Raw genomic sequence first — 11,576 nt, forward strand, 5'->3', positions numbered from 1 at the left:
GGGCAAAACAACAACCAGCCTATTCCAGGATAAACCGTCCAAAGGGTTGCCAGCAGGGGCAGAGAGTTCCTCCTTACGCTTGTCTTGCCAGGATCCGGCGGGTGCTATCGCCGCTTCAAGTCCAGCCAGGGAGCTCCGGTGTCCATCCATTCCACCCATCGCGACAGCAAGTGCCCTCAATGTCAGGGGAAATTAGTCTTTGATCCTGCTGCGCAGCAGCTCCGCTGTCAATCTTGCAAGAACCTCCAGCCGCTCGCCCAGGAGCCAACGACCCGCTCCATCGTCGAATATAAGCTTGAGGATGGCCTGGTCCAACCAGGTTTTGGAACTCAAAGATCACAGGCAGGTCATTCGCCCTGAATCTGTGGTGCCTTTTTCCATCGATGCGAAGGCAATCCAGGATTTGTTCTCACGCTGGGTGCAATCCCTTTGGTTTCGTCCCCATGCCTTAAAACGCCTGGCCAGGGTGAGTGACGTGCAGGGAGTCTATATCCCCTATTGGGTCTTCGATGCGACAGTCCATTCGGATTGGCAAGTTCTGGCAGGATACTATTATTATGAAACGGAAACATACACGGACACTGATGCCAATGGGCGCACGGTGAGCAAAACGCGGCAGGTGCAGAAAACCCGATGGGTTCCTGCCGCGGGTTCGCGGGTTGATCTCCATGATGAGCGGCTCATCTGCGCCTCGAAAGGCTTATCCCAGGATCTGGCCGCGCAGCTCCAGACCTTTGATACCTCGCTCCTGAAACCCTACGAACCGGCTTACTTTATGGGCTGGCGCGCCGAGGAATGCCAAATCCATCTCAATGATGCCTGGCAAAAGGCTGTGACCCTGATCGAAAATGAGCAAACCCAACGTTGTTCAGGCAATGTGCCCGGCGATACCCAAATGTCGTTGCAGGTCGACAATCAATTTTCGAATGAAAGGTTCAAACACGTTCTGTTGCCGATCTGGATTTCCGCTCATCGGTATCCGGATCAAACCTTCCAATTCCTGGTCAACGGTCAAACCGGAGAGGTACAGGGCAAGGCACCCTGGAGTTACTGGAAAATTGGCTTCCTCATCGTGTTTGCGCTATTTGTCATGGCAGCCCTGATCTGGTTCTTTCAGCAGAATGGAATGCAAGACGCGCCTCGCTAATTTTTCCGCCTTTTCGGTTTCATAAGCTGAGTCAGCTGCCTCGAACGGAATGGTCCCAGAACCCGTATCGCGGTGAGGACGCCTGCACTCAAGGCCCCGCCCACGCCGCAGGTCACTATATCCTGACCCGTTAAATACAAGTTTTTCACCGGCGTATCCGTGCGAAGCCAGCGTTGCTGGAAACGCTGCGGCGTATGATCAATCCCGTAGATTTCCCCCTGCTGATAGTTACTGAAGTGGATCGTGGACAGGGGGCTGGAAAGTTCCGAATAATGAATTTTGCCCTTGAGCTGCGGCAGCTTCTCGAATAGGACGGACAGGAGTTTGTCAGTCATTTCTTTTTTAAACTGCTCATAGTCGTCGCCCCGCTTGCGCCATTTGGAATCCCGCCACTTCTCAAACCATTGCATGGGCGCTGGCGCGACGATCTCTATCGTGCTCTTGCCGGGCTGTTCCTTGGCCCAAGCTGGGTCCTTGGTGGAGGGAAACGAAATATAAACCACCGGGAAATCCAGGTTGGACTCTGGCATAAAACGATCCAAGTTTTCGTCATGCTGCTCGTTCGGATAAATCCAGAGATTGGTCGTATGCAGACCCAGCTCTTCACGCGTGCCTTTCAGTCCAATGTAAAGGCAGACATGCGCAAAGGATGGCCTGACCTGTCTGATATTCTGCAGATACTCGTGCCTGATGGGACACTCCTCGGTGAGCAGATTCCGAAACGTATTCAGCACCCCGGCACCACTGACAATGTTTTGCGCATGAATGGTCGTGCCATTGGCGAGCTTCACGCCCACGGCCTTGCGACCTCGGGTCACGATGGACTGCACGTCAGCACTGGTGACGAGCTGGGCCTTATGTTTCAACAGAACCGCTTCAATGGTTCGCGCAATGGAGGCCGAACCACCGACGGGATAGCTGGCTCCATCCAAATAATGCTTGGCGACCAGCGCATGCATGGCAAAACTCGACTGACTGGGAGGCAGCCCGTAGTCACCCCATTGCCCGGTCAGCACAGCAATGAGCTTGCGGTTTTGAGTCAGGCCAAGCAACACCTCTTCAGTCGTTTGGCTGGCATACTGAAGAAAGGGCGTCGTTAGCTTTCTGTACAGTGGTCTGGACAACCACGCGGGTAGCGCATGCTCCAGGTAATACATGGGCGCCGTTCGATTGACTTGTTTGATCAGCTTGATATAAGCGGTGATGGCTTCCTTATCATCCGGAAAATATTCGCACATGCGGGTGCGAAAGGCATCCTCGCCCTTCACAAAGTCGTAGGATTCTGCCCCGATGAATATGCGATCATAGGCGCTTTCCATCTCGGACCATTCCAGCTTTTCATCACTGATGTAATCGAAAACGCGCCGAAGGGTCGAATCCTTGCGATGAACATCACCAATATAATGAACACCAACATCCCACTCATACCCTTTACGTGCATAGGTATGAGTAAATCCTCCGGCTGTGTAGTGGCGTTCCAGAACCAGAACGTCCTGGCCAGACTTGGCTAGACAGGCCGCGGTCGCGAGCCCACCGATTCCTGATCCAATCACAATCGTGTCATACCGGTCCTTAATGTGCGCCCGACGCAGCTGCGTTCCAATGGACATATTTCCTGCACTCCTCTGTTGACAAGCTTCATGCTTTGCATACAGTATGAATGTTGTCACCGTCAACATATGGATTTTTACAGGAGAAAAGTGACGATGACAAAACAGTACCATCATGGGGATCTACGCGAAGCCCTGATCGACGCCACACTCGAAATGCTTAAAAATGATGAGGCGCATCTCATTGGCTTTAGGGAATTGGCTCGTCGCCTCGATGTGTCCCGAGCGGCCCCCTATCGGCATTTTGAAAGTGTTGAAAACCTCTTGGGCTTTATTGCTGAAGAGGGCTATCGAAAATTTATTGAAGCCCTGGAGCCTGTGGCTCATCATGGAGCATTGAGTTCGAAAGAGCGGTTTCTGGAGCTAGGCATCGTTTATGTTAATTTTGCGCTCAAGAACTCCGCCCACTATCGGCTCATGTTCGATCAACGGTTCTTCAAAACAGGAACCTTTCCGAAGGTTGAGCATTTGGCGGCGCAAGCCTTTGGACTCTTGAAGCTGACGGCATCGGCCTGCCTGCCCGCCGATGCCGCTCCAGAAGAAAAGAATCAACTCGCCAACCTTGCCTGGGCCTCAGTGCATGGGATTTCGAAGCTCTTCATCGACGGTCAATGGGATCAGGTTCAGGATCGACAAAAATTTATCCGCTATGCCTGTGAGAAGCTGGTCGCGATTGTCTAAAGTGGCAAGTGTAGACAAGGCGTTCGGTAGGGATTACGACGCAACCCTCGTCACAAAGGACAACGTGGCTTTCACGCCATCATCGGGCATGTTTTCCAGTTCGACCCGGCCCCCATGGAGCAACATCACTTGTTTGACAAAGCTTAATCCGAGGCCGGTACTTTTCGGGCCACCATCTGGCCGAGGCAAAGAATAATAGCGTTCAAAGATACGCTCCCGGGCAAAATCCGGAATACCAGGACCGTGGTCGCGGATGGACAGCTGCCAAATATCACCGTGAAGCTCCAGGGCAAAGTCCAGGCTGGCATCACGAGGGCTGAAATCCAAGGCGTTCTCGGCGAGATTGTTCAATGCCTGTTCCAGAAGAAAAGGATCGCCCTGCACCATGGCCTGTTCAGGTGTCGAGGCCTGCAGAATTAAGCCCCTTTGCAGAGCTTTGGGTGCGATATTTTCTTTGACCCTCTGAATCAAGTCCACAAGATCAACGGGCTGCGGGGATTCCAGGACCTGACGATTTTCAAGTGATGCTTGCTGGAGCATTTTTTCGATAAAGCCACGCAAACGCAGAGTCTGTTCCCGTATGGAACTTAAAAACCTTTGGCGTTGTGGTTCGGCCATGGGTTCCTGCAAAAGCTCGGCTGCACCCTGAATAGCTGCCAGTGGACTTTTCATTTCGTGGGTCAGCGTCGTGATATAGTCTTCGACATAACGTTTGCCTTCCAGACGTTCACGCATGGACTGCAGTGCTGTGCCGAGACGTTTGATTTCCAGGATCGATAACGAAGGAAGGACAACGCGTTCGCCTCGCGTGACAGCCTCAGCAAAAATCACCAGATGCCGGACCGAAGCAGTGAGCCACACAGCGGCCAAGACTCCGATCAATATCGAAGCGGCCAGAAGCCAGTAGCCGGCGTTGATGATTTTATTCTGCGTGCGTTCAATGAAGGGCTCCATGGCCCGATTCGATTTGGCAACGGTCAAGACGCCTAGAATACGCCCATCCGCCTGAATCGGAGCGGCCACAAACATGGTTGAGTGTGGCGAAGCACCAGGGCCACGATCCGGACTGCTTCGCACCCCGTATTGACCCTTTAAAGTCAAATAAACATCATTCCAACGCGAATAGTCGTGGCCAACAGCCTCGTTGGTCGAATCATAGCGCACGATGCCCTTGGCATCCGTGATATAGACTCGAAATCCCGGACGCGATCGGCGAAATCCCCAGATGGAAGCATCCAACCGTCGGGCCTGGTAGGCGGTCACCTGCCTCGCAAATCCGCCGGTAGCAATGCTATTGGTTTTCATATCATCAACGGCAATTTCAGCCAGAAGGTTGGCGGCATCAACCAGATTGTCTTCCATCGCCTGACGAATGCCCGGCTTGATTTCATCGACAAAAACATTCAAAACGAAGTACGCCGCCAACCCTGCGATCAGGACATAACCTAGAAAAATACCGAAACCCAATCGCATTTATGACCCCAGTTGGAGGCTATAACCCAAACCCCGGTGGGTCTGAATGGGATCCAGTTCGGGTTTGATTTCCCGTAATTTCGCCCGTAATGTTTTAATATGCGTGTCCACGGTGCGTTCATCTGTATCCAGAGCATCGGTCCACACCGCATCCATCAGAACGCCACGACTAAAAATCCGACCTGGCTGGCTATGCAGGACACTGAGCAGCAAAAGTTCATAGCGGGTCAAACGCAGTTGAACTCCATGATACACAGCACGTCCATGCGCAACGCTGACTTCCAGAGACGACGCTGGCAGGGGTTCCTGCTGCGCTTTGGGCTCGCTGCGTTTTAAAATACGGCGGACGCGTGCCACGACCTCGCGAGGGCTGAAGGGTTTGGTGACATAATCATCACCCCCTAGTTCCAAACCCAAAACACGATCGATCTCGCCATGACGAGCGGTGAGAAACAGAATAGGCACTTCGGAGTGACGTCTGATCTCGCGGCAAAGTTCGAAGCCATTGATGTCGGGCAGCCCGACATCCAGAATCATGAGTCTGATATCCTGAGCGGCGAAGCTGGCGAGAGCCTCGTGACCGAGTCTCACCCATGTGGTGGTGAAGCCCTCTGTTTCCAGGGCATAAAGGAGTGTTTGCGCGATGGCCTCTTCATCTTCAACTAACATGATCCGGGACATGATTTTCAGCTCCCCCATGGCAGATGGGGACGTTGACCCCAAACCTTAGGCTTGTCTGCCTGCATTCCTAACATAAAAACCGGCCTTCAGCTCGGAAACCTGGAAAGAGTCTTGACCAGAAGTTTGCGATCGATGGGTTTGGTGATGTGATCATCGAAACCACTTTGCAAAGATCGCAAACGTTCCTCCTTCATGGCATGCGCTGTCAGAGCGATGATGGGCTTGGTGTATCCCGTCGCACGCAGAGTCCTGACCGCCTCATATCCATCCATTTCCGGCATTTGAACGTCCATCAGAACCAGACTGAAATGCTCATTCAAAGCCAGATCCACGGCCTCCCGTCCATTACTGGCTGTAACAACGGTCGCGCCTCGGATCTTAAGAATTTTTTTGATAAGGGCCAGATTATCCAGGCTATCATCGACAACCAGGACCTTCAACTGGCTCAGATTGAAATCCTCCTGCAATTTCTGCACCGGCATGGCCTTGGAGGCAGGATGTTCGGGGCTTTCGAAAAAAACAGTTTCGCTGATTCCTGGATCAATTGTCAGAACAAATGTGCTTCCCTGCCCGGGCGTGGACTTGCTGAGCAGCACATCGCCGCCCAGCACCTGTGCCAGCTTTTTCGAAAGCGCCAGACCCAGGCCGGTGCCACCGAATTTCCGAGTGGTCGAAATATCGGCCTGAGTGAACGGTGCAAAAATTCGCTCCATCTGTGCCTTTTCAATACCTTCACCTGTATCCGTGATGATGAAAGCAAGCTTGGTGGTATTATCGGCCCCGAGCTGAAGCTTGACCTGCACGCCTACGCTGCCGCGATGGGTAAACTTGATCGCGTTGCCGACGATGTTGAACAGAACCTGCCTGAGACGGAGAGCATCGGTCCGGATCCGGCTCGGAATAATGCCTTCTGAGGTCACTCGCAGGTCGATACCTTTGGCTGAGGCTTCCAGGCTTAAAATGGACGCCATTTCATTCATGATCTCGCCGAAGGGCACATCAGAGAGCTCAACTTCAAGTTTGCCGGCTTCAACTTTGGAGAGATCGAGAATATCATTGATAATATTCGACAGAAGCTGCCCATTGCGTTTGATGATATCCAGGTAATGAAAGCGATCAACGGAGGACAGTTCATCCGTGACCAGCAGCTCCGAAAAACCAAGAACCGCGCCGAGGGGCGTGCGAATTTCATGACTCATATTGGCCAAAAAAGAGCTCTTCGTGGCATTGGCGACTTCCGCGGCGTCCTTGGCCCCTTTGAGTTCCGCCTGAATTTCCTTGTACCGGGTGATATCGCTGGCCACGAGGATCAATCCTGCCACTGTTTGATCGTTGGAAAATTCAGGAACGACTGTAATGGCAAGGCTGGCCCTGATCGAACCGCTGAACGATTCTTTTTCGTAGGTCGTCACCTCACCTGTTAGCGCTCGGTTGATATACGCCTGGTTCTTCTGGTATCGAGTCTCGCCGAGGATTTCCTGCAGGGTGCGTCCATTCACCGACTCGCCATCACGATGGAACCACTTGCAGAAAGCCTCATTCGCAAATAGAAAACGTTCATCCTTATCGAGCTGGGCGATCAGAACCGGGACCGCATTGGCTATGGTCCGAAGCTGACTTTCCCTTTGCTCCAGGGTTTGGGTGCGGAGCTGCACACGTTGCTCCAGCTCTTCATTAAGCTGACGCTGACGCGTCTCGGCTTGCTTAACCGGGGTAATATCGCGCGTGACCGTGGAAAACCCGGACAGCACTCCATCCCGCCCCACCAGCGGAACAATGACAACGCTGGCCCAAAACATGGAACCATCTTTCCTGACCCGAAGGCCTTCGCCTTCAAAGTGCAGATTGAGGCGAGCGTCTTGCAACTCATGGCCAGCCGTTCGCTGATCCCTATCCTGTTTTTGGTAGAAGATGGAAACGTGCTGGCCGATAATTTCCTGCTCGGAATAGCCTGTGATTCTCTCGGCACCGGAGTTCCATGTGGTGACCCGGCCGTCGGGATCCACCATGAAAATCGCGTAGTCTTTGACAGCCTCCACGAGGCGCCGGAACTTTTCTTCGCTTTTCCCAAGGATTTCTTTGGCTTTACGGTTTCTGTTATGCATCAATCTTTGGGTTGTGGAGCTGGCAAGGGCGGCGCCCAAAATGATAAGCGAACTGGCCACGACGACGATGATCAGCCACTGCGAGACGATCAGATGCTGGCTTTCAATTGGTGATGAATCCTGATGAACGAAGGTAGCGGCCGACATCCCCGTGTAGTGCATGCCGGATATAGCCAGCCCCATGACCGTGCTGGCCAGGATAATTTCCATAAAATGTTCGGCCTTATCCCGCAGCCGAATGAAAATCAAGAGGGCGCCGAAAGACGCGATCAGGGCGATCACAATGGACAGAACAACGAGAAAAATATTCCACTGGATGGTGGCTGCCATCCGCATCGAATACATCCCAATGTAATGCATGCCGGCAATGGCTGCGGCCATGGCAATACCCCCGGCAAGTATAGAACCGGCCGGGACTACGGGCTGACTGATCATGACAAAGGCCAGGCCTGAGGCACCGATGGCAACGGCTACGGACAGGATCATCAGCGGCAGATCATAGGCCATCACCATGCCAGGCATTTCGAAGGCGAGCATTCCAATAAAGTGCATGCTCCAGATACCGATGCCCATGGTGAGGGCACCGCACATCAACCAGATGAACCGCGCTCGGCCCCGGGTTTGCGTGACGCTGTGAGCGATATTCAAGGCTACATACGAAGCAAATATTGCCACCAGGATGGAGATAGTAACAAAAAGTGGACTGAACTGTGTTTCCATAATTGGTCTATAACTCCTTCCCACCTCGGTTGACCAAGGCATATTGACCATTCTTGGAATGGTTTTTCGAAAGTCTATCAATGGTCAAAGAGTAAGCGATCCAGAAAACAAACTCCAGCGCGTCCTTATCCCTTTTTATGTCAAACTTACGGGCTCTCCGACGGCCGTTCACCACGCACGGCAGCTTTTGCCTATTCAGTGGAATTCAAAAGATCCGAACCCATGGACAAGTAGAAACCGAAATCAGACGCTCCTATATTTAAAGGATGGCCCCATGATCACGCGTAGGTATGTTCTCCCTCTCGCATTGGCAGGATTACTTGTAACTTCCGCCAAAATCCTTGTCAGCTGCGCGGCCGCAGAAAAAGACGAAAAGGAGGATTCCGAGGCTTCGGATACAACCGACACTGACACTGACACTGACACTGACACTGACACTGACACCGACGCATGCTCGCTCGTCAGCAACACAACCGAAGGCGCAACCAAGAATAGCTATGGCTGCGCGGTCGTCACACGCGACACGAGCTCCTGTGAAGCTGACCGCACGGCTCAAGGTCTTTCAGGCTATTGGCTGAAATTTTCCTGCCGCGTGACACTCACCAAGTCCGGAACCAATGTCATGATCTCGACCGACAGCCAACCCGATACCAAATCCCAGTACTTTGGATCGACCAACGCCTGCTACGAAGCTTTTTCGGCGACCGGTCGCAAAACGAACCCCAATACGATTGCAGCGCAAACGGTTAAGGTGACCGTTCCTATGAGCGGCACCAAGGCCGCATCGAACACCGCGGTTACCGGCGCGACGATTGGTGTGGCTATCTCTGGCGTGAGTATTTACGGGAATTTTGCAGCCCCTGGGGATGATATCTACGAAGAATCCGAAACTTTTGATAAATGCGAAGGCCATCCGCAAGGTACAGGGAGCTATCACTACCACACCGAGCCGACCTCGATCACTCAGACAGACGCGGCGTTCGTCGGTGTGATGCGTGACGGTATTCCCGTTTATGGTCGTCTCGATTCCGATGGCACGACACCCACATTGGATGCAGCGGGTGGACATAGCGGAACGACAGCGGACAGTCCCTCGACCGCGGTTTATCACTATCATGTGAACCTGCAGACCAACGGCACCGATTCAGCTTATTTTGTGACGAAAGGTTTCTATGCGGGAACCGCTGGAACCTGCACAGGCTGTAATTAACCTGCGTTCCGATGCAGGCACTGCTGACCACTTGCGGGTGGTCAGCCGATCGACTTGACAAACTCACGCTCTCTTCGCTTCTTTCCGGCTTCGGTCATCTTTTTGCAGCTTGCCCTTTTTCAATTGTTCCAGCACAGTTTTGGCGACCGGCGCCGCGGATTTAGGTCCCACGCCTGTGATGAATGGAAGTGAAACCCGCATATGCCGAGGATTGAGAAACGCGATCGTCTCGTCGAGAGCCGAATGTTTCGTTCCATGGCGCTGCAGTTCGTCATCATTGATTAAAGGTAAAGGAAGAAACTCAGGTCGCACGAGACCCAGCGAAATCAGAGTACGATCCAGCGCATGCGGGAATCCTGTCAGCGCATGACCTTCAGCAATGCTGCGACCGTTTATTTTGGTTAGCGCAAAGGTCGACGTTGCGTGACAGACGCCACTTAGGATCGCACCTCGTTCATAAAGTTGTCCCAGGACAGAATGCAACGTGGGGTCGCGGTTCACATCGAACAAGCACCCATGCCCACCTGGAAGATAAATGGCATCCACCTGCAGGGGATTCAGTGCACTCAATGGTTGAACCTGGGTCAAGGCTTCTGTTAAAATCTGACCCCGCGTCGTTTCAGGCGCAATGGATGCGGGCAGGCCCAAACCCAGGAGAGAACCAGGGCCCGTGCGTTTCAGGCTCATGGGATCCACCCGGGGTTCCCCGCCGTTGACGGTATAAAGGTCGATGGCCTGACCGGCGTCACGAAAAACCCAGTAAGCATCGAACAATTCTTCCCAATGGTATCCTACTGTACTGACTACGATTGCAATGCGACTCATGGTGTCCTCCTTTGGGTGCTCGATCGAAGAGTCTCCGCCTTCGCGGTGCCTCGAAAGGTAACCCTTGATAGGAGCAAGGTTCATACCACTCGTGACATGCAAAAGAATGGTCTGCCACTGCAAGCATAAAGTGACCTGCACGAAACAAGTCAGCACCGATCCGATTCCATTCTTGGACTTGTCATTTGCGGGAAAAGGCATATGGTATTTTTTTCAACGTCCAGGCCCTGAGCTCAGCATGTTCACTCTGCATAGTTCAGCCCGTAACCGAGGGACAAGAGATGACCAGATTCTTACGGATCCTGCTCGTGACGGCATGGCTTGGAGAAACATCATTCGGGGCTGAACCTGCTGTGCGTGTGGCTATCATGCAGGTCGGCGATAAATTGGACGGCGGAAAACCACCAAATCTTGGCTTTATGAAGAGCTGGTGTGCCCAAGCGCAGATGAAATGCACCATCATGCCTCTGCCGCCTCAAAGGGCCTTTGTGGAACTGCAGGCCAACCGTGTTCAGTTTGTCATGTCCATGGATCATCAGATTCCGGAGACGCATCCGCAAAAAATAGCCAAAGTGGATTCTGCAAATATTGTAGTGGTCGCATCCAAGCCCGCGACCGATTGCAAATCCCTCCAAAGCATGAATCTCGCCTCATTTCGCAGCGTATTTTATGCCAGGAAACTCCAACAACAGTGTCCGGGGCTGCAATTGACTTGGACGAATACCTACGGGCAAGGCATGCGTATGTACCGGAACAATCGGGTGGATGGCATGATCGGCGTTGAAATTAATTTCATGCGAAGCCCAGAGGCCCCGGCTCAGGTGATTGATAGCGACGTGATCTCGCAGGTGGGAGTCGAAGATGTCTGGCTTTTCGGCAATGATAAAACCTGGAGCTCCGAGTTGGCCAGCCGCCTCACGACTGCCCTATCGAAGCTAACACCTTTGTCCCAGCAGGCCGCACCGATTAAACCTCTCCACCCAAAGCCAGGGGCTATGGATGGAGATTCCTGGCCTTCGGGCGTTCAGCGCTTCCCTGGCCGGTCGGGCACCAGGGCTCTTGCTGAGGCTTACTCGGCCTTTTTTCCGATCTCTCCAGGGAAGACGTCACTTCCCGACTCCTGC

At 53.0% G+C, this 11,576-nt stretch carries 9 protein-coding genes; 4 read left to right on the forward strand and 5 right to left on the reverse strand.

Annotated features, from left to right (window positions below; all coding sequences use genetic code 11):
- Positions 1 to 301 precede the first annotated feature (301 nt).
- Entirely contained in the window at positions 302 to 1,147 is an 846-nt protein-coding gene (locus VE954_RS33880) for a hypothetical protein (RefSeq protein WP_324961402.1), read from the forward strand.
- On the opposite strand, the gene VE954_RS33885 is transcribed toward VE954_RS33880, so the two are convergent.
- Positions 1,144 to 2,757, reverse strand: coding sequence for an NAD(P)/FAD-dependent oxidoreductase (locus VE954_RS33885; protein WP_324961404.1), 1,614 nt, complete (start codon positions 2,755 to 2,757; stop codon positions 1,144 to 1,146). The two genes, VE954_RS33880 and VE954_RS33885, sit on opposite strands and share 4 nt — an antisense overlap.
- Before the next feature lie 96 nt (positions 2,758 to 2,853).
- On the opposite strand from VE954_RS33885, the gene VE954_RS33890 reads away from it, so the two are divergent.
- The gene (locus VE954_RS33890) at positions 2,854 to 3,438 is read left to right on the forward strand and encodes a TetR/AcrR family transcriptional regulator (protein WP_324961406.1); all 585 of its coding nucleotides are present in this window, start codon (positions 2,854 to 2,856) and stop codon (positions 3,436 to 3,438) included.
- 33 nt (positions 3,439 to 3,471) lie between these two features.
- Here the strand turns inward: VE954_RS33890 and creC are convergent, their stop codons facing one another.
- The 3 genes from creC to VE954_RS33905 all read right to left on the reverse strand — a co-directional run bounded on the left by creC (position 3,472) and on the right by VE954_RS33905 (position 8,417).
- Positions 3,472 to 4,911: a two-component system sensor histidine kinase CreC gene (creC, locus tag VE954_RS33895; RefSeq protein ID WP_324961408.1), complete on the reverse strand. Its 1,440-nt coding sequence runs from the start codon at positions 4,909 to 4,911 to the stop codon at positions 3,472 to 3,474.
- Entirely contained in the window at positions 4,912 to 5,592 is a 681-nt protein-coding gene (gene creB, locus VE954_RS33900; protein WP_324961410.1) for a two-component system response regulator CreB, read from the reverse strand.
- An 86-nt stretch (positions 5,593 to 5,678) separates the two neighbouring features.
- A complete protein-coding gene (locus VE954_RS33905; protein WP_324961412.1) occupies positions 5,679 to 8,417 on the reverse strand; it encodes an MHYT domain-containing protein in 2,739 nt (912 codons plus the stop codon).
- Positions 8,418 to 8,691: 274 nt separating this feature from the next.
- Between VE954_RS33905 and VE954_RS33910 the strand changes: the two genes are divergently transcribed.
- On the forward strand, positions 8,692 to 9,627 hold the full coding sequence (locus VE954_RS33910; protein ID WP_324961414.1) for a YHYH protein: 936 nt from the start codon (positions 8,692 to 8,694) through the stop codon (positions 9,625 to 9,627).
- A gap of 63 nt (positions 9,628 to 9,690) precedes the next feature.
- Here the strand turns inward: VE954_RS33910 and VE954_RS33915 are convergent, their stop codons facing one another.
- Positions 9,691 to 10,452: a hypothetical protein gene (locus tag VE954_RS33915; protein ID WP_324961415.1), complete on the reverse strand. Its 762-nt coding sequence runs from the start codon at positions 10,450 to 10,452 to the stop codon at positions 9,691 to 9,693.
- Between the two features lie 281 nt (positions 10,453 to 10,733).
- On the opposite strand from VE954_RS33915, the gene VE954_RS33920 reads away from it, so the two are divergent.
- On the forward strand, positions 10,734 to 11,576 hold an 843-nt coding region (locus VE954_RS33920), incomplete at its 3' end, for a hypothetical protein (protein WP_324961417.1).

Origin of the sequence: Oligoflexus sp. (genome assembly GCF_035638955.1) — a bacterium.
Lineage (GTDB): Bacteria > Bdellovibrionota_B > Oligoflexia > Oligoflexales > Oligoflexaceae > Oligoflexus.

What these genes read in the sequence shown, in the direction of transcription:
- creC (WP_324961408.1), bottom strand. Translation starts at nt 4,911, where the DNA reads ATGCGATTGGGTTTCGGTATTTTTCTAGGTTATGTCCTGATCGCAGGG.
- creB (WP_324961410.1), bottom strand. Translation starts at nt 5,592, where the DNA reads ATGTCCCGGATCATGTTAGTTGAAGATGAAGAGGCCATCGCGCAAACA.
- VE954_RS33905 (WP_324961412.1), bottom strand. Translation starts at nt 8,417, where the DNA reads ATGGAAACACAGTTCAGTCCACTTTTTGTTACTATCTCCATCCTGGTG.
- VE954_RS33890 (WP_324961406.1), top strand. Translation starts at nt 2,854, where the DNA reads ATGACAAAACAGTACCATCATGGGGATCTACGCGAAGCCCTGATCGAC.
- VE954_RS33880 (WP_324961402.1), top strand. Translation starts at nt 302, where the DNA reads ATGGCCTGGTCCAACCAGGTTTTGGAACTCAAAGATCACAGGCAGGTC.
- VE954_RS33915 (WP_324961415.1), bottom strand. Translation starts at nt 10,452, where the DNA reads ATGAGTCGCATTGCAATCGTAGTCAGTACAGTAGGATACCATTGGGAA.
- VE954_RS33885 (WP_324961404.1), bottom strand. Translation starts at nt 2,757, where the DNA reads ATGTCCATTGGAACGCAGCTGCGTCGGGCGCACATTAAGGACCGGTAT.
- VE954_RS33910 (WP_324961414.1), top strand. Translation starts at nt 8,692, where the DNA reads ATGATCACGCGTAGGTATGTTCTCCCTCTCGCATTGGCAGGATTACTT.